This window comes from Vermiculatibacterium agrestimuris, assembly GCF_943193085.1.
In the GTDB taxonomy this organism is placed as follows: Bacteria; Bacillota; Clostridia; order Oscillospirales; family Oscillospiraceae; genus Vermiculatibacterium; species Vermiculatibacterium agrestimuris.
This window is the reverse complement of record NZ_CALPCU010000013.1, coordinates 14,341-32,915: the sequence shown is the minus strand read 5'-3', so window position 1 is coordinate 32,915 and position 18,575 is coordinate 14,341. Positions and strand designations below refer to the sequence as shown.

The window sequence follows — 18,575 nt, the reverse complement described above, 5'->3', positions numbered from 1 at the left end:
CCACATCCGGCGCAAAACTTCAACACTTTACAGTGTGATATTTTGGTTGAGAATGCGATTTATCTTCCCCTCCACAGTTTCAGTGTTCTCGCTGAAATGGGCGTTGACGGTGTAGATCGTCCCGTCAATCTCCCGCTCAAAGCTGATGGGACGGCTGTATTGGTGCTTTTTCAGCCAGTCCAGGCGTTCCTCGTGGGACAGACCGACAAGAAAAGCTGCTGTTTTCTCTATTTGCTCCATCACTTCATCATAGATTTTCGCTTCCTGCTCGGTCAATTCCAACTTGATAATATTCATCTGCTTCTCGCTCCTCTCGTTCTCTCCTGCCCTATCTGGCGGTGCTGTTCCTCGTTGGTGTAAACCATGTCCATCGTGTCTTGAATTTTGGCGGAGCGTTCCTCAACGCCTGTATTCAGCTTCAATTTCTTTCTACAAGCAGAAATCTGAGCGGTTATAGCTTGTTTTTCGCCCCGTAACCGCTCCTTTTCAGCGGGTGACGCTCTGCGTATCTTATTTTGTAGCTTTGTCCGCTGGTCGATCAGCGTGTCCAATTCACTTTGAATGGTTTCACGGGCTGAAAGAAGATCGTCCAGCGTTTCAATGCGGTTTTTCGCCAAATAATCCACCTGGGCGGTGATCGTATCCAGCTTTCGCAGTTCCTCTTTCATAAACGGGCTGGTGGGCTTGTAATCCGTTCCCTTGGGTAAAATGCCAAGCTGGTATTCCCAATAGAGGAACAGCCGGTAAACGTGGCCTGTGGGCTGGAACGGAACATAGACCCGCAGTTCCTCCGGCAGCTCCGGGGCGAAATTCACGGTGGGGCGTTTATTCCCAAAGCTGGCTCGTGCGCCCAGGCTGCGCCTGATATTTTCCGGCGTCCACCGCTCGTCCAGGGTGTCCAGACGGGTGAAGTGCTGGTATTGTGGCAGGCGTATCTTCCAATGTTTGCCCGTGAAATCGGTGAGATAGCCCTTGCGCCGGAGATACTTCTCCATCATCTCCACAGTACGGCTTCCGTTGACCGCTTCCCGCACGTCCGCCCGATAAACATTGTAGCGGGTGGGTTTGCCGCTCTGCTCGTCCAGCCAGACCGGGCGGCTGGGGGCCTTGCGCCCATGCTCAATGACGGACAGGCCATATTCCCGGCAAAGCCGGTCTGAGGTGTCTCGGAGGCGCTGCTGCTCGGCTTTGGAGTAGTTATACTTTTTGCCATCCCTGAAAGATACTGAATTGAAACAGAAATGATTGTGCAGGTGGCCTTTGTCCAGGTGGGTGGTGACAATGACCTGGAACCTGTCACCCCACATATCCTGTGCCAGCTTCACGCCGATCTCATGGCACCGCTCCGGGGTGACCTCCCCCGGTTTGAAGCTCTGATAGCCGTGCCACGCGATGTACTTGTCCTCTTTGCCGTACCGCTGCTTGGTCAGGATCATCTGACGTAGGGCTGTTTGCTTCAAGCAGTTGATAGTGGTGACAAAGGAGCCATCTGCGGTTTTTTGTGGGTTCTGGATGTACGAAAATACATTGAAAAAGTCCTCGGTGCCCTTGGGGATGGTTTTCTCAGGGTTTTCCACATAGGCGATCAGGTCTCCGAGATCGCCCTTGATGTGCCACAGGCTGGTGGTTGCCACGTCAGGCCACCCCCTGCAATAGCAGAACGAGCCGTTCAAACCGCAAACATTCTTCTGCCACCTCCGGGCAGTAGACTATCAGCCGTTCCAGCTTATCATGGACTTCATACAGAGCGTCCAGCAGTTCCCAAAACTCCGGCGGCTGCTTGGGGCGGGGCTGCTTGCCCAGGCAAATCTGTCGGAAGTATTCGGATTGGGTCATGCCGCACAGGGCAGCGTCATATTCCAGCTTGGCTTTTTCTTCTTCAGTCAGCCTAATTTTCAGACGGACTTTTTCATCGTGCGTACTCAAATTAATTCCTCCATTCTGTCGAATTTCCGCCGTAGGAGGGGGTATTCAGGGGTCTCCCCTGGGAATGGATTTTGCCCCGTGGGGGGGCGAAATCCGATGCTCGCTATCCCTGTGGACAGGGCAACAGCGGGTAACAGTGTTTTGCCGCCACTCAGAATTTTCCTCCCATCCTCCACTACAACTTTCAGTGCCCAAAACGGAACTTTTTTCTTGAGGTTTTCCAAAAATTTTGTTTCCCTCGGGCAAATAAAGAAACCGGCTACATACACAACCGTGCCAGCAGGACGATCCTCGCCCCGCTGGTGTCTGTTTTGGTTTGTGTATGTAACCGGCTTTATCTGTATCAATCAGATCAGCCTATTCAGTTGGCGCTCCCTTATGGAAGTGTTGTAGGATACCACATGGGGAAGTAGTTTGTCAATTACAAATCAGCAAATTTTACAGTTTGCTCTGGAAAATGCCCCTTTGTATGGTGTTCTGTAAAAAACAGTTGGGGATTACACAGTCCTCCATTAGAACCAGCAGAAGGATGATCGCACTCCGCAGAGCGTAGGCGATCACCAACCTCCTGATGCGTTTTTTTCGCTTTGCTCTGACGGATGCTTGGCACTCCCGTACCGTCACGGTTCAAAAATCACCTCCTTCCCGTCCGATTTTAGAATCATGGTAACTTTCTCACCGTTATAGCCAACAGACAGGGCCGGGTCATTTGAAATCTTCAGACTGTGGGCGCCATCCCTGCCGCACAGATAAACGCAGTCGGAATCCATGCGGTTGATAAAATACAGCCCCTGCTCGGTCAGGCAGAAATCGTAAGCGACAGCATTCCGAAACGGTCTTGTTTTGTGGGTTTTGGTGTCATACGCTGTCAGCAAAGAATTTTCGTTGATGAAATAGATCGTCCGCCCATCAAACGCTATATTCCCCCTGGTGGGGATGTCCAGCATTTGAGTTCGCTGAGTCGTCCTGCTTACTTCCGTAATCCCATCATTCGTAATGAAAAAAAGGCTGTCGTTGTTCAAGAAAAAGCCATAGCAGTATTGCAGAAACATCCAGGTATCCCCCACGGTATAGTCAATTCCCAACAGAGATCGCCCGCTGTCCGTTATTTTCTCAAAAATAACCTGTTCCTCAAAGGTTTCTGTATCAAGCTGGACGATGGACACCTGGGTGGCTGTGCTGTTGTAGCTGCCGACCCGATCCACATACTGTTCTGTGCGGGAAGCCATATAATAAATGTACGGGGCATCCATATAGACGGCTTTGACGGATTCCCCATCCGAAAAAGCTCCGAACAGCGGAGAGAGGGGCAAATCCGTCAAAGCGCCGGTTTCCCGGTTTTCCAGAGAGTATGTCCGCGTCTGATCGTCGAAGATCACGCTGTAAGTTTCCGACACACTTTGCGAAGATGAATTGAATATCCCGTTTGTGGACGTTCCGAAAGAACAGCCGGACAGCGAAATCAGAAGCAGTAGGCTCAGGACTGCGGCCTCACACCGTCTGACAGGTTTTCTTCCAGACTGCCAGCAGTTTGTGTTTTGCCGCAGAACCCACCATACCATGAGGGAGCAGCACACAGCGGACAAGCCCAGCAAGGCCAGCAGCTCCTGGGGGGAACGCTCCGAAAAAATCTCAATGGCTTCGCCTGTCAGCGAATCCTCCATGGAGGAGGCTCCCTCCAGAAAGCCGGTTGCCAGCAGGAACGGCAGGGGCAGCGGCAAGCGGTAGCAGATCTGCCTGGACAGTCCGATGTACGGTATCAAGGTGGATGCCACTCCGATCACCACCGTTAAAGCATATTTCTTCACCAAAACGGAGGTAAAGAGCAGCAGGGCGGCGAGATACACCGAGCCAAAACAGCGCAGGACGGTCAGAATCAGATACGCAGCCAGCAGGGAGATGTTTTTTGTACTGCCTCCGAAACTGGCGATACTCTGAACAGGGTACTCCCCGTGGGGCAGGCCATATTTTACCGCAAAGAACAGAAAACGGATCAGGGATAGTCCTACACAGAGGACAAACACGGCGTAGAGGGTCATTACGGCTTTGCTCCTGGCACTCTTGCGGCTCTGCGGTGCCGTCCGCAAAAGCGCGTCCATCTGGCAGCTATACTCCGAGCAAAAAACCGTAGCGGCCAAAATCAAAATGACAAGAAACAGAGGGAAGTCCAGCGTTTGGGAGGAAAACAGCCCCGCCCAGCCGTTTGTTTTCAGAAAGTAACGATTGCCGGTGTTCTCGCAGATATATAAATATTGCTGATATACAGCTTCAAAGCCATGCTCATGGGCCAAAACCGTGTTGACCTCTGCGATCTGCCGCTCATACTGTTCCGCTGTGATCTGACCGCTGTAATAGCTTTCCTGGGATTGAGAGCGGGTACTGCGGGCCTCCGTGATGGCCTGGGCCTCCTGCTCCAGCCAAGCGGCCTTTTCCTCTGTGTACGCCCCGTCCAGCCGTTCCAGATACCACTCGTATTCCTCGCGGTATTCTTCCATCGCGCTGTTCTGCGGCCTGTCGGCTGCGGCCAGCCAAACCGTACTGACCAGGAGCGCAGCCAGGATATAGAACAGGCCCCGCTGCATGACCATCAGTTTTTTCCATTCATAAGAGAAAACGCTCATTTTGCCCTCCGAACACAGCGGTGACAGTTTTCCGCTGACAGAAAATAGATTGCAGCTACAAGCACAAGGCCCGCGATCAGGGCAAACCATATTGCGGCCTGCCATGTCAGGACGGGGAATCCGCCCAGGTTTACGAACTCTGTTTTGCCCAGGAGAACACGGTTTGTCAGCAGAGAATACGGGTTCAGCACCTTTGTCCAGAAGAAATTGGAGTAGGCGCAGGCGGCTCCACTGACGGTCAGCGCCATACAGAGGGCAAAATTGATGACGAACGGGAGCAGGGCATTTTTCCAGAACATCGAAACCAACAGCCAGAGCATCCCGATCATCCATGCGCCGGCGCATTTGAGCGCCGCAGACAGGAGGACATATTGAAAAATACTGAGATTGACGGATGCCTCCGCAAAGTTTGGAATTGCGAATACCGGCAGGGCCAGCCCTTCCAAAGTCTGAAAAGAGGCCGCAAAGCCAATCAGGTCAAGGAGAGAAAACCACAGCGAGGTCAGGAGTAGAAACAGGGTGGCCGCAATGATTTTCGCCAGGGCTGTTTTTCTGCCGCCGTTGGGACTTACCAGCAGCAGCATATCCATCTGCGTTTCCCGCTCGCTCACAAAGGTTCCGATGATCCCATAGAGACAGAGCAGGAGGGTCAGGACAATGGAAAAATCATAGTTCAGATAGTAATTGCACATTTCTCGGTAGGCAAAGGCGGGGATGGTGCGGCCAGCATAAAGGTTATAGATCGCGCCGCTCTCCCTCTGCTGGTAGACCGCTCCCCGTTCCCCATAGAGCGCGGCACTTTGCCGCGCTCTATTTGCCACTTGCTCCGACCGGCCGCTGTACTCATAGGAATACTGCATAGGCTGCACAAAATACTTGTCCAGTAGATTCCTGTCGCTGTATAGGTTCCCGGTCATGGTGTTGGGATCATCGGTGGCTGTGCTTGCGGTCATATCTGACGTGGCCTCCACAAGAGGCTGATAAACCGCAAGCAGGCGTTCGATTTTCTCCGGGGTGATTTCCCCCTGGTATTCCTCATAGAGCTGCCAATGAAGCGTGTGCCAGCTCCGTTCTCCATTCCCGTCTGTCAGATAGGAGTAGGATTTGTATTCGCCATAGATTTTGAACAGGTTGGCGAGGCTGAACACCACAAAGAGCGCCAGGATGGAGCGTTTACAGAACTGCTTGATAAACTCATACCGTATCAGACGTATCATGGCGCTCCCCCCTGCAATAGTACAAGAACACATCCTCCAGGTTGGGCTGGACAGGCTGTGCGGTCTTGATCGGGCATCCATCCTCAACAATGCGGAGGGTAAAACGTCCGTCCTCCTGCTTCATGTTGCTGACACAGTACATATCGGTCAGCAGCGCGGCGCTCTCGGCCCCGGCAGTTACACTCCACACCTTACCTTCAATCCCCTGTTCCAGCGCGGCGGGCGTTCCCTGCATGAGAAGCGTCCCCTGTTTCAGCAGCAGAATTTCCCGCGCGATGCACTCAACATCGGAAACGATGTGAGTTGCCAGCAGGATCGTCCGGCCCTGGGCAAACCGGGAGATCAGGTTCCGAAACCGTATCCGTTCGCTGGGGTCAAGACCGGCGGTAGGCTCGTCCAGGATCAGAATTTTGGGGTCGGACAGCATGGCCTGCACAATGCCGACACGCTGACGCATACCGCCGGAGAGCGCCCCGATCTTCTTGTCCTGAGCGTCCGTCAGGTTCACCGTGGCAAGCAGCTCCGCAACCCGGTCTTGCGCTTCATGGGTGGGAATGTCTTTCAGCGCACACATATAGAGCAGAAAATCCTTGACGGTAAAATCCCGGTAAAAAATGGGGTACTGCGGCATATAGCCGATTTGGGATAGGAACGCTTTGCCCAGCGTCCTCACATCCTGTCCGTCCACCCGAATCGTGCCGCTGTCCCCGCGCAGGATACCCACAAAGGTATTGATAAGCGTTGTTTTCCCGGCCCCGTTTTCACCCAGCAGGCCGTACACGCCCTCGCTTAAGGTGGCGGTAAAGTTTTTCAGCGCATACTTGCTTTTGTATTGCTTGGATACGCTTTCAAATGTGATTTCCATGTTATTCTCCAAATTCGAGTAATGAATATAGGTTGCTTACAATGCCCTACATAAACCGAAATCCGTTCTCTACCAGGGCAAAGGTATATATCATAAATTGCTCACGGCTGTAACAGCAAAAATGGTTTTGCTCAGTATCAGCAAGAGGATGAAAGGATGCGATCTTTCGTTCTGTATCAAGCCAGATGCGGGAAATAGGCTGGCATTTTGTTTCCATTCCACGCACATTTCCACCTGTTATCTCCATGTTACGCTCCAAACTCAAATGTGGATACCAGCGTATCAACTTCGCTGATACTGCCTCCGAGAACGACTACGGCGGTTTTGGCCCCGTCCAAAAGGTAAATCCTGGGGATACGGTTGAAATATGTGGGGTCAGAGTTCTCGATCACTTCGGTGGCAACCAATGCGCCGGAGACCACGTCATAGACGCGAACGGTCAGACTGCCGTCCAAAACGGCGGTTGCCACATAGTTCCCCTGCTCCGAGCCGTACACGCCGTCTTTGCCCTCACCGCTGGTGGAGAAGGAGAGCGTATTGGCGCTGCCTGTTGCCCGGTCGATCCAAAGCAGTGTGCCGTTGGCCTGGGTAAAGGTCTGCGGGAAAAACAACCGGCTGACGCTGCTCTGCATTTCTTCCATTTCATAGTCGGACGGTTTTGTGAGCATCAGACCGCTGCCATCCACGGCGATGCTCCCGTAGATGGAAAAGCCTTCCTCGCCGTCTGCCGCGGGAATCGAGCTGCCGCTGCCAAAGAACACGATCTGGCTGTTATCCTGGGCAAAGGCAGCGCCGTTCAGCATGGAAATACGGATGCTGGCTGTTCCGGCGTCTTGGGCCATGTCCAGGAGGGTAGTCAGGCTCCCGCTTTCCAGGTCATACAGATACAGCCCACCCAAGGCGGCGAAGGCCAGCTTTTTCCCGTCTGTGGAGGCCGCTACGCCCCCGGTTTCGCTGACAACAAGATCCCCCTGTAAAAGCTCATCCACCGCGATCTCCTTGTTCAAAGAGAGGGAGCTGTCATAGATGTACGCCATCATGCCGCTGTCGCCCATACCGGACAGGACGTAGCCCCCGTCAATGGCCTGGGCTTCAAAGTCGCGCAGGGGCGCTTCTGCGGTGGCCAGCACCGAGGAAGTCCCAGTGTCGTAGAGGTACAGCTTGTCTGCCAGCACAAAAAGCGTTCCGTTCCCGGCATAGGCGCAGCTCTGGAGCTTGCCGCCAAACAGGGCGGGGTCGAAGGTGCAGGAAGAAGAGGACAGTCCCGTCTGTCCGTCAGGGGTCGGAACAGAAACCACAGGAGTGTCGGAGGGGGTGTCTCCCGAAACCGCAGGAGCCGGGGCGTCCGTCTTACCGCAGGCGGACAACGCCAGGGTAAAAATCAGCACCAATGTCATGCAGAATTTCTTTTTCATGTTCAGCTCTCCTTATACAATAAAATAGAATTGGTCTTAATGAGCGGGCCGGAAGCTCCGTCCTGGGGGACGGCCACACAGTAGAAGGTGTGAAACTGCCCCAGCTTGTCCGGGTCGATTACAGCCTCCAGCTCCATGACGCCGCCCTTGCTCAAGGCAACAGAGCAGCAGGTGCTTTCGCCAAGTTTCACCGGCTGATGGTCCAAGAAGAAGGCGATGCTGTAACTTGTTCCGGCTGTGCCGCACATGGTAAACCGCAGGAGAACGGGAGCGGAGACAAGCAGGTTGTCATAGGTGATGCCGCCATCGCAGGAGAAGGTGTAATAGATTCCGCTGTCCAGCGTGTCCATGCTCACATCTCCCCAGCCGTATTTGGGAAGCTCGTTTTCCACATACTGCGCTGTGGCCTTTTCCTCCCGCGCTTCGCTTTGTGAAAAGATTTCCCGGACGGGCGGAAGGTCTGAATGGGCGGCGGGTGCGTCCATGTTGAACTTCAATTCAACATAGGAATCCAGCGTCTTATGATACCAGCCAAAGCTGGAGGTGGATTCCATATCCGGCTGGAAGTCCGGGTTGGTGATGCTCACCACAGTCAGGGCCAGCGTATCGCCGGTGCTGCCGGTTACAGGCTCAAAGAGGAAGGAAAAGCTGTGATCCTCCTTTGCGGGAAAGCTATGGCAATACTCATACTCCGCAGTGGTATCGTTCACCTTGTAGGGCTGGGGCTGGCCGTCCAGGAACAGGAGAAATCCAACGGTATCCATCTTGCCGGTGAGGGAGAATCGGTAGTCCAGCCGAAACTCGCCGCCGTCATAGGGGAAGGGCAGGCGCTCCCCACTCTCGGAGAAATCAGCCGAAGCAGCTTCGTGGGTGAGCATTGCCAGAAATCCGGCGTCCTCCTCCGCTGCCTCAAACGGGTTTGCGGCAACAGCCTGTGACGGCGGGGGTGTACTGTCTGGAATGGCATAGTTCCCACAGGCGGCGAGGGATAAAAGTGCGCCGCATATCAAGAGAACGGCAATCAATCGTTTTCGCATACATGGCCTCCTTTGCTTTGATGGACTAAGCATAATGGGCAAAGGTCAAGATTCGGTCAAGAAATGAAAAATGCCGCCCAGGTTTTTGGGGCAGCATTTTGGAGGGACGATTTATTGCTTGATGGTGATGGTGGCTTTCACGCAGGCTCCATGCGGCAATCTGTTTGACAGCTCTATGGTTCCCCCATGCTTTTGGCACAGCACCCGGCTCACCGCAAGCCCCAGGCCCAGGTGCTTGCCGGAGGTATCTTCGGAGTAGAACAGGGCGGTTTTCTTTTGCAGCAGCTTTTCCGAAAAACCCGGCCCATCGTCTGTCACGGTGGCCGACAGCGTTCCGTGTTCCAGATAAAAGGCAAGCTTAATTTGATGTTCCGCAAAACGCAGGGCATTGGAAATCAGGTTTTCCAGAACGCGGTATAACAGCTCCCCGTCAAGGATGGCCCTGCCCGCTGGCACATGGAAATTACAAGCAAAGCGTACTTCGGTGTTCTGAAACAGAATGGATAATGAGTCCGCCATGTGCTGTAAAAACTCAGGAAGTTCCACTTCTCTGCGGTGGACTTCTGTTTCTTCAATCGCGCCCAGGTCGCGCATGGTATCTGTGTAGTGGCCCATACGCTCCGCAGTAATGCCGAGATTGGCGAGCGCCTTTTCTAATTTTTCGTCCGTCAAGGTTCCGCCCTGGCGGTTCTCCTGCAAATATTCCACATAGCCTGTCATAATGGCGATGGGATTACGCAGATCGTGGGCCACGGATGCCTGCAATGCGCGGCGTTCCTCCAGCATACTCCAGAGCTGACGGTTATTCTCATATAGGGTCTGCCGCATTTTTTCAAACGCGGTACAGAGCTGGCCCAACTCATCCCGCCCGCTAAAATTGATCTGGAAGTTCAAATCCCGGTCTTGGATGTGTACGGTGGCATCCATCAAGACAGTGATCGGCGGCTCCAGTATCTTGTGATAAAACCACCACGCGCACAGAGTAATTCCAATTACAGCAAACAGGAAGGGCAGCAACATCATACAAATCTGCGAAACGCGGTAGGCCGTTCTCGTTTTCGGGGAAAGCATGGAGTAGCTGGATTCGATACGCTCTATCATGTAGCTCGTCTGTCCCTGACTCTCGTTGCGTTCCTGACCGTCCGCTATCAGTTGGCCGAATGGCTCTGGCGAGTCATCAAGGACATACCTCATCTTTGCCTCTGTGACCGTACCATCCGGGGCGGTTGTCTGCTGCGTCAGCCAAACCTCGTTGGAATCGGGGAGAATATGCTTTTGTAGAAGGTAACAGCCGAAAATTGCAAGACCGCTGCATAGGAACACGATCAACATAGTAATCGCCACAGCCGCCATAAAAGAGCGTTTCAGTGATTGCCTTTTTATTTTTTCCATCGGTAGCCCATCCCCCAAACTGTTTCGATGTACTCACTCCCGCTGGCCTGCATGAGCTTTGCGCGGATCTTGCGGATATGCTCTTTAATCACGTTGCTGTCGCCCTCTGCGTCATAGCCCCATACCGCCTCATAGATGCGTTCCTTGTCAAAGACCTGATTGGGGTTAGAGGACAGAAATTCGATGATGTCAAATTCCCTCTTTGAAAAAGAAAGCTCCTGCTCATTCCAAAACACTTTTCTGTCAGAGAGATTGATAATCAGCCCCTGAGAGGTCACGACCTCCGGCGGGCGGTTATTCCGCTCATCCCGGCGCAGATGGGCCTCAATGCGGGCAAGCAATTCCTGCAAGCCGAACGGCTTGGTGATATAGTCGTCCCCTCCGGCCCGCAGGCCGTTGACCTTATCCTGCTCTGTGATCCGCGCCGTCAGGAACAGGATAGGGCAGACGATATGATTCCGAATGACCTTGCACAGCTCCAGTCCATCCATCCCCGGCATATTGATGTCCAGCAGAATGAGATTTGGCTTTGTATTCAGCTTTGCCAGGGCTTCATCGCTACTGTTGGCTACGGAAACTGCATATCCGTGATCCTGCAAATGGGTGGAAAGCAGTTCGGTCAGGATCGGCTCATCATCCACGATCAAAATTCTGTATGCCATGTGAACACCTCCAGCCTTTTTCATCATATAGGGAGAAAGTCAAAATTCCGTCAAGATCGAAACTCGATGGAATATTATAAATTATACACTGTGGAGCGGTAAGTATCAATTGTGCAAATGAGGCTCATCCTCCTGACCGTGGCGATACCGGCACTCTTGTACAGGCAAATTGCTAAAGGCAGCGTTGGAAACTGGCTGAAAAAATTGGAGAAATTTCAAGGGTAGCTCCCAAATTGCACATCCTCACGGGCTGCTGGGTGAGAGGTTAAGCCCTTTCACCCAGCTTTTTTGTAGGAGGGCAGGCAAATGACGTTCATGGATAAGGTCTATACACTTCGGACGGAAGTGTGGAGCGATGGAAAAAACGTCGTATTTTATCAGCTTTTACAGACGGGCAGGGGGAATTTTGTGATTTGGAAATATCGGAAACGTTCTATATAAAATTTCGACAGATGGAGCGTTGCAGACCGCAATCAATCATGCACTCAGTCATTCGGGCCAGGGAGAAAATAAAGGCGGTAATAGAAAAATATCGGGCCGGACAGTAACAGACTGCCCCGTATCTTTGAATATAGGGCAGTCTGCTAAATGTTCTCTACAGGTTTCTTAATTTCAGGCGTAAATCAACTTATTATAGATAACTTCCTCCGCCCGGTTTCGGGCGCTGTTCATTTGCCTGACCCATTCCATTTGATTATCCGCTTTAAACTGCTCGGTGATACTGTCCTGTGCCGCCATCTGTTTTACAAGCTGAGAAAACATAGCTTCTGCTTGTTCGTCAACTTCGGACAGGTGGTCGTTCAATTTGCCAGATAGTAGCAAAGCCGTATAAAGAGCCTGACGGTGTTCTTTCAGATACCGCCTCCTCCGTTGTCCCCATATACCGATGGCGGGAAGTTCGGGTACAGACAGGTCGGGGAGAAAGTAATCGCCCTCTTGATGATAGGTTCCACCCATGCGCTCAAATAGTGACTTTTCCATGATATAGTCCTCCAATATGTAGAAATTCCTCGCAATTCAATCACATCCGGCTGGCTTGACAAAAGTTTTGGGAGGAACTTCTTTACGAAGTTCCTCCCAAGGGGCAGACCCGGTTTTTTGTTGACGCAGAAGGGCCATATCCCGCCGGAGAGCTCCCAGGCTCAAAGCTCCTTTTTCGCCATGATGCGGCAGGAGATCTGGTAGGAGACGGCCAGGGCGGCCAGTCCCAGCAGCGGCAGCAGCAGGGTCACCGGCGGCAGGCGCAGCCGGCCCAGGGTGCCGGAGATAGTCAGGATCGAGCTCCCCACGCCGACGCCGCCGGCCAAAAGGGCGATGATGACCACCATCACCGTCCGGCTTTTGGTGCCGCCGAAGCGGTAGCTGACGGGCAGGGCAATGGCGGCGTAGAGGAGGAACACCCCGCCGTAGACCGCCGCCACGGGCAGGCTGTTCTCCTCCCTTCCCAGCAGGCTCAGGAGGAGCTGCAGCGCCGTCATCCCCGCCGCCACCAGGACAGTGAGGAGGTACCGGGCGTTCACCATGTCCCGGCGGCCCTTCTCCACGGCGGCGGCGTAGGCCGTCCAGTGGTTGAAATCGTCGTAGCTGAACAGGCCCAGGATGCTGGACATGCCAAAAATGAGTATATAGAAGACATAAAAACCAGAATTGAAATCGGTAAAGACCGACAGGGCGGCAAAGGCCGCGATAATGAGAATGTAAAAACGGATGTTATTGCTGATGAGATAAAAGTCCCGCTTCAAAAAGCCGGTCATGTCCTGTCCCCCCTTGTGGTAAAGATCATCAGGTCCTCCAGTGTGGGCGCCTCCAGGGGCAGCTGGGGCCACACCGCCTGGAAGGCCCGGCGGTCGTTGATGAGAGCCTGGCAGCCGAACTCCCCCTCCCGCTTGCCCACCAGAAGGATGGAGTCGATCCCGGCCAGCTCCGCCCTGGAGCAGGAGAGCTTGCCATAGGTGGCAAGCAGCTCGTCCTTGGCCCCGGCGATGGTGACCCGGCCCTTGTGGAGATAGGTCACATAGTCGCAGATCTTCTCCAGGTCGCTGGTGATATGGCTGGAGATGAGGATGGCGTGCTCCTCGTCCTGGATAAAGGCCAGGAACTCGTCCAGGATCTCGTCCCGCACCACCGGGTCAAGGCCGGAGGTGGCCTCGTCCAGCACCAGGAGGTTCGGCCGGTGGCTGAGGGCGGCGGCGATGGACAGCTTCATCTTCATGCCCCGGGACAGCTCCTTCACCTTCTTGTCCCAGGGAAGCTGGAACTTTTCCATGTAGTGGGACATGAGCCCGCCGTCCCAGCCGGGGAAGAGCCCGGCGCAGAAGTCGGCCACCTGGCAGAGCTTGAGCTGGTCGGAGAAGGGGCACTCGTCGGGGACGTAGCCCACCCCCGCCAGGCCCGCCCCCTCCAGCAGCTCCACGCTGCCGCTGTCCGGCGTGAGGATGCCCAGCAGGCACTTGATGAGGGTGGACTTGCCCGCCCCGTTCTCCCCGATGAGCCCCAGAATGGTGCCGCCGGGGATGGCGAGGGATACGTCATCCAAGCGAAAGGTGCCCAGAGTTTTGGTGAGATTTTTGATTTCAACGGCGTATTTCATCGTCTGTTTATTCCTCCTCGTATAGGATGTCCAGGGTCTGGCGCACCTCATCCCGGGCGATCCCGCCCATTTTGGCGGCGTCCACCGCCCTTTGCAGATGCTCCTCCACCTGACGCAGGGCGTTCTCCCGGACCAGCTCCAGGTTCCGGGGGGCCACGAAGCAGCCCTTGCCCGGGACGGTGGTGATGAAACCCTCCCGCTCCAGCTCCTCATAGGCCCGCTTGGTGGTGATCACGCTGATCCGCAGATCCCGGGCCAGAGCCCGCATGGAGGGCAACGCCTCCCCCTCCCCCAGGACCCCGGTGAGGATCAACGTCTTGACCTGCCGGGTGATCTGGTCGTAGATGGGGGTCTCCCCCGTATTTCGGATGATGATATCCATGTGGTCACTCCCATCTGCTTTTTGTAGATACTGTATCTATCGAACATATACAGTATAATCGCATTGTTCCCCCTTGTCAATAGGAAACGGCAAAAAAGCCCCCGGCGGGAAATTTTCCCGCCGGGGGCTTTTTGTCCGCCGGAGCTCCGACGGACTTATTTTGTCTCGATGAAGATGCCCTTTTCCGCCGACCAGTCCACGGCGAAGCCCAGGGCCGTCCCCAGGTCGCGGAGCTTGTAATAGGTGAAGGCCCCGCCCTGGTCGTCCTTCAAAACGATGGCGCCCAGCGCGGCCCGCTGCCCGTCGATGTTGGTGGGGGCGGACGCAGCCTCGTAGGCCCGGTCGCCGCTGAAGGGGGTGGACATCTCGGAGCCGTTGGGGGCGTATGCCTTGCCGGTCTCGATGTTCACCGCGCCATTCCAGCCCACGTCAAACTGAACGCCGGTGCCGTTGAGCACAGAAGCCACATCCCGGAGCTTGATGTAGTTGGTGTCATTGCCGCTCGCGTCCTTCAGGGCGTAGCACTGGAACTCCACGTTCTGGCCATCCACCAGCACGAACTGGGTGGAGGCGTAGGCCAGGCCCGCCGCCGGGATGGTCTCTGCGGGATCCGGCTGGGCCGGTTCCACATAGGGCGCCGGAAGCTCTCCCAAATCGGGGGCCTGACGCTCCTCCGGCGGCAGGGGATTTTTCAGGATCCCATATTTGCCATCCCCCACGACCCAGGCGAGGCCCTCGGAAAAGCCGGAGATCCCTTCAAGCTCGCCCAGCGGGATCACCACATTCCCCGCCCTGTCGATGAGGCCGGTCTGGTACTCCGGCGTGCCGATGTTCCCGGCCTCCACCTGGAACAGGCCCTCTCCCACGGAGTAAATGGCGTCGTACCGGTCGGCGGGGATCACCACCTGGCCGTCGGCGTCCAGCAGGGACACATGGGAGATATACATTCCGTAGTGCTCCTCGCCCTTCATCGTCTCTATATCGGAGGCTATGACCATGCCCTGCGCCAGCTTGACATATTCATAGGCGCCCAGGGGAACCACCAGACGGCCTGAGCGATCCGCCACGCCCCGTTGACCGTCCTTTGTCACCACGCACAGACCGCCGTCAAAGAGTTCGGCGTCGTCATACACGGCAGGGATCGCCACCTGGCCGTTCTTATTCACAAACCCCACCTTGCCGTTCTCCCAGAACATGGCCATGCCCTCATGAAAATCCTGCATTGCCTCATATTCCAAGGGAACAATCACGGTTCCCGTTTTGTCAATGGCGCCAAATTTCCGCTCCTGCAGCTCGCCCATGCCCACGATGGCCATCCCATCAGAAAATTCCAGGGCCGCCTGATCGTATTCCAGGGGGATGACCACCTCTCCGTCCGTGTTGATATAGCCCGCCTTTTCGCCCTTTTTCGCATAGGCCAGGCCCTCCCGGAAGTCCCAGAGATCGTCAAATTCTCCCAGGGGGATCACCTCTTTGCCGGTTTTGTCGATAAAGCCCCGGTTCCAATCCTTATCGGCGACCAGAGCCAGCCCCTCGGAAAAATCACCGGCGTCGCCGTATTTCATCGGGACGGCCAATTCGCCGTCCAGGTCGAGATAGCCCATCTCCCACTCGTTGGTAAGGCCCGCCGGGCTCTTTCCGGACAGGGCCTTTTTCACCACGGCCATCCCCTCGGCGTAGTCTTCGATCTTATCATAGCTCATAGGAACCAACAGCTTGCCGTTGGCGTCGATCACACCGTACTTTTCACCGATCCGGGCTATCCCGTCCATCCCCTTATCGGTACTCACAATGGCGCGGCCATCGTGGAAGTCCTCGATCAGCTGGTAGGCGCCCGAAGGCGTCACCACCAGCTTGCCGGAGGCGTCCACCACGCCATAGCGGGTTCCCTCCGGGTCGTTCCACCAGCCGTCAAACACAACGGCCAGGCCCCCATGAAAGTCTCCGGAATGCTCGAAGGCGTCCTCCGCCAGCCAGGTGATCTCCAGCTCCGCCCCAAGGGCCGGAGCCGGGAGCAGGGACAGGGCCGTCGCTATAGACAGCAGCATCGGCAAAAAGCGTCTTTTCATATCTTTCTCCTCTTTCCTCAGATTGCTGGCCCGCTTATCTCAGTGGGTCAGGTACCGCACCCGGAGAACGCCGTCGATGGCGCGGATGCCCTCCACCTCTTTCTCCCCAATGCGGCTGCCGATATCCACCACGGTGTAGGCGTACTCCCCCTTGGACTTGTTGGTCAGGTTCTCCACGTTGACCCCCTCAGCGGAGAGGACGGCGGTGATCCTGGCCAGCATACCGGGGCTGTTGGCGTGGATGACGCACAGCCGGGCGATGCCCGACCAGGGCTGCACCAGAGTGGGCAGATTGACGCTGTTGCGGATGTCGCCGTTTTCCAGGTAATCCCGCAGCTCCTGGGCGGCCATGACCGCGCAGTTCTCCTCACTCTCCGGGGTGGAGGCTCCCAGGTGGGGGATGAGGGTCACGTTCCGTGCCCCCGCCAGCTTATTGGTGGGGAAGTCGGTGACATAGGCGGCCACCTTGCCGGAGCCCAGCGCCTCAATGAGATCGTCCTCGTTGACCAGGCCGCCCCGGGCCAGGTTAACGATGCGCACGCCGCCCTTCATCATGTGGATGGCGTCCTCGTTGATCATCCCGCGGGTCTCCTTGTTCTGGGGGACGTGGATGGTGATATAGTCGCAGTTTTTATAGATGGTCTCCGTCTCAGCCGTGACGTGAACCATCCGGGACAGGTTGAGAGCGGCGTTCACGGACAGGTAGGGGTCGTAGCCATAGACCGTCATACCCAGCTTGGTGGCGATGTTGGCCACCTGGACGCCGATGGCCCCCAGGCCCATGACGCCCAGGGTCTTGCCCTGCAGCTCGGGGCCTGTGAACTGGCTCTTCCCCTTCTCCACCACATCCTCCACATTCACGCCGGAGAGGACTTGGTCGTGGATCCAGCGGGAGCCGTCCACCACCCGGCGGGAGGCCAGCAGCAGGGCGCACACCGCCAGCTCCTTGACGGCGTTGGCGTTGGCCCCGGGGGTGTTGAAGACCACGATGCCCGCCTGGGAGCAGCGGTCCACGGGGATGTTGTTGGTGCCCGCGCCGGCCCGGGCAATGGCCCGAAGGGTTTCCGGGAAGACGTAGTCCTGCATGTCCGCCGAACGGACAAGAACGCCATCCTCGTTCTCCTCGCTGTCAGAGACGGCATAGCGTGCTTTGTCCAACTGGCTGAGCCCGGCGGGGGAGATCTTATTCAAGGTTTTAATGCGAAACATGGCGGCCCCTCCTTAACCGTTGGCCTTATCAAAGGCTCTGATGAAATCGGCCAGCTTCTCCACGCCCTCCACAGGCATGGCGTTGTAGATGGAGGCCCGCATACCGCCCACGTTGCGGTGGCCCTTCAGATTGGTGAAGCCCGCCGCGGTGGCCTCGGCCACGAATTTCGCGTCCAGCTCCTCGCTCACCGAGCGGAAGGTCACGTTCATGTCGGAGCGGCTGCCCTCCTCGGCGGCGCAGGTGAAGAGCCGGGAGCTGTCCAGCACGTCATAGAGGAGCTTGGCCTTCCCGTGCTTGATCTTCTCCATGCCTTCCACGCCGCCCTGCTCTTCCAGCCAGTCCAGCACCAGGCCCAGCATATAGATGCACCAGCAGGGGGGCGTATTGTACATGGAGTCCTTGTCGATCATGGTCTTATAGTTCATCATCAGAGGGGTGAAGGGCAACTCATGGCCGGCCAGGGACTCTTTGATGATGACCACCGTGAGACCCGCGGGAGCCATATTCTTCTGGGCGCCGGCAAAGATGATCCCGTACTTGCTCACATCCACGGGACGGGAGAGGATATCAGAGGACATGTCGCACACCAGGGGCACATCCCCAGTCTCGGGCACATACTGCCACTCGGTGCCGTAGATGGTGTTGTTGGCGCAGTAGTAGAAGTAGCTGGCCTGGGGATCCAGCTTCAACTGAGACTGGGCGGGGATATAGGTATGGTTCTCATCCTCGCTGGTGGCGGCCACGCTGACCTCGCCGTACTTCAGGGCCTCCTTATAGGCCAGCTTGGAGAAGTTGCCCGTGACGGCGTAGTCCGCCCGCCCCGTCCTGCCGATCAGGTTCAGGGGTACGGCGGAAAACTGGGTGGAGGCGCCCCCCTGGAGAAACAGCACCTTGTAGCCCTCGGGAACGTTCAGAGCCTTGCGGAACTTGGCCTGGGTGTCGTCAAAGATCTTCTGGAACACCTTGGAGCGGTGGCTCATCTCCATGACGGACATGCCGGAGCCCTGATAGTTGGTGATCTCGGCTCCCGCCCGCTCCAGGGCCGTAAGCGGCAGCATCGAGGGCCCCGCGGAAAAGTTGTAGACACGATCTCCCATTGTAAATGACCTCCTTATTTCTCTCAAAAAGCTGCTTTTGGGTTAATTAAAGTTCATTATAGTTGTCTTGTGCTCTTTCGTCAAGGTAAGGG

18 protein-coding genes are annotated in these 18,575 nt (G+C 55.8%); all 18 read right to left on the bottom strand.

Annotation, left to right across the window (positions count from 1 at the left end):
• Window positions 1-27: 27 nt before the first annotated feature.
• Window positions 28-297, bottom strand: a complete 270-nt coding sequence (locus tag NFR87_RS06095) for a transposon-encoded TnpW family protein (protein WP_251447793.1) — start codon at window positions 295-297, stop codon at window positions 28-30.
• Window positions 294-1,634, bottom strand: a complete 1,341-nt coding sequence (locus tag NFR87_RS06090; protein ID WP_251447791.1) for a relaxase/mobilization nuclease domain-containing protein — start codon at window positions 1,632-1,634, stop codon at window positions 294-296. The genes NFR87_RS06095 and NFR87_RS06090 overlap by 4 nt, the downstream gene beginning before the upstream one ends.
• Before the next feature lies 1 nt (window position 1,635).
• A complete protein-coding gene (locus NFR87_RS06085; RefSeq protein WP_251447788.1) occupies window positions 1,636-1,926 on the bottom strand; it encodes a plasmid mobilization protein in 291 nt (96 codons plus the stop codon).
• 421 nt (window positions 1,927-2,347) lie between these two features.
• Window positions 2,348-2,557, bottom strand: a complete 210-nt coding sequence (locus NFR87_RS06080; protein WP_251447785.1) for a hypothetical protein — start codon at window positions 2,555-2,557, stop codon at window positions 2,348-2,350.
• Entirely contained in the window at window positions 2,547-4,547 is a 2,001-nt protein-coding gene (locus NFR87_RS06075) for an ABC transporter permease (protein WP_251447782.1), read from the bottom strand. The genes NFR87_RS06080 and NFR87_RS06075 overlap by 11 nt, the downstream gene beginning before the upstream one ends.
• Entirely contained in the window at window positions 4,544-5,764 is a 1,221-nt protein-coding gene (locus NFR87_RS06070) for an ABC-2 family transporter permease (RefSeq protein WP_251447779.1), read from the bottom strand. Before NFR87_RS06070 ends, NFR87_RS06075 begins: the two co-directional genes overlap by 4 nt.
• Entirely contained in the window at window positions 5,742-6,629 is an 888-nt protein-coding gene (locus tag NFR87_RS06065; RefSeq protein ID WP_251447776.1) for an ABC transporter ATP-binding protein, read from the bottom strand. Before NFR87_RS06065 ends, NFR87_RS06070 begins: the two co-directional genes overlap by 23 nt.
• A gap of 248 nt (window positions 6,630-6,877) precedes the next feature.
• Window positions 6,878-8,044 (bottom strand): WD40 repeat domain-containing protein, encoded by a 1,167-nt coding sequence (locus tag NFR87_RS06060; protein WP_251447773.1) that lies wholly within the window; start codon window positions 8,042-8,044, stop codon window positions 6,878-6,880.
• 2 nt (window positions 8,045-8,046) lie between these two features.
• On the bottom strand, window positions 8,047-9,081 hold the full coding sequence (locus NFR87_RS06055) for a hypothetical protein (RefSeq protein ID WP_251447770.1): 1,035 nt from the start codon (window positions 9,079-9,081) through the stop codon (window positions 8,047-8,049).
• A gap of 111 nt (window positions 9,082-9,192) precedes the next feature.
• The gene (locus NFR87_RS06050; RefSeq protein WP_251447767.1) at window positions 9,193-10,473 is read right to left on the bottom strand and encodes a sensor histidine kinase; all 1,281 of its coding nucleotides are present in this window, start codon (window positions 10,471-10,473) and stop codon (window positions 9,193-9,195) included.
• Window positions 10,461-11,135, bottom strand: coding sequence for a response regulator transcription factor (locus tag NFR87_RS06045; RefSeq protein WP_251447764.1), 675 nt, complete (start codon window positions 11,133-11,135; stop codon window positions 10,461-10,463). Before NFR87_RS06045 ends, NFR87_RS06050 begins: the two co-directional genes overlap by 13 nt.
• Before the next feature lie 612 nt (window positions 11,136-11,747).
• On the bottom strand, window positions 11,748-12,116 hold the full coding sequence (locus NFR87_RS06040; protein WP_160642593.1) for a TnpV protein: 369 nt from the start codon (window positions 12,114-12,116) through the stop codon (window positions 11,748-11,750).
• 161 nt (window positions 12,117-12,277) lie between these two features.
• Window positions 12,278-12,889: an ABC-2 transporter permease gene (locus tag NFR87_RS06035; protein WP_251447761.1), complete on the bottom strand. Its 612-nt coding sequence runs from the start codon at window positions 12,887-12,889 to the stop codon at window positions 12,278-12,280.
• On the bottom strand, window positions 12,886-13,725 hold the full coding sequence (locus NFR87_RS06030; RefSeq protein ID WP_251447759.1) for an ABC transporter ATP-binding protein: 840 nt from the start codon (window positions 13,723-13,725) through the stop codon (window positions 12,886-12,888). Before NFR87_RS06030 ends, NFR87_RS06035 begins: the two co-directional genes overlap by 4 nt.
• A gap of 7 nt (window positions 13,726-13,732) precedes the next feature.
• Window positions 13,733-14,107, bottom strand: a complete 375-nt coding sequence (locus tag NFR87_RS06025) for a GntR family transcriptional regulator (protein WP_251447757.1) — start codon at window positions 14,105-14,107, stop codon at window positions 13,733-13,735.
• A 155-nt stretch (window positions 14,108-14,262) separates the two neighbouring features.
• Window positions 14,263-16,176, bottom strand: coding sequence for a WG repeat-containing protein (locus NFR87_RS06020; RefSeq protein ID WP_251447755.1), 1,914 nt, complete (start codon window positions 16,174-16,176; stop codon window positions 14,263-14,265).
• Window positions 16,177-16,215: 39 nt separating this feature from the next.
• Entirely contained in the window at window positions 16,216-17,385 is a 1,170-nt protein-coding gene (locus tag NFR87_RS06015; protein WP_251447752.1) for a phosphoglycerate dehydrogenase, read from the bottom strand.
• A gap of 12 nt (window positions 17,386-17,397) precedes the next feature.
• Window positions 17,398-18,483: a 3-phosphoserine/phosphohydroxythreonine transaminase gene (gene serC, locus NFR87_RS06010; protein WP_251447749.1), complete on the bottom strand. Its 1,086-nt coding sequence runs from the start codon at window positions 18,481-18,483 to the stop codon at window positions 17,398-17,400.
• Window positions 18,484-18,575: the final 92 nt, after the last annotated feature.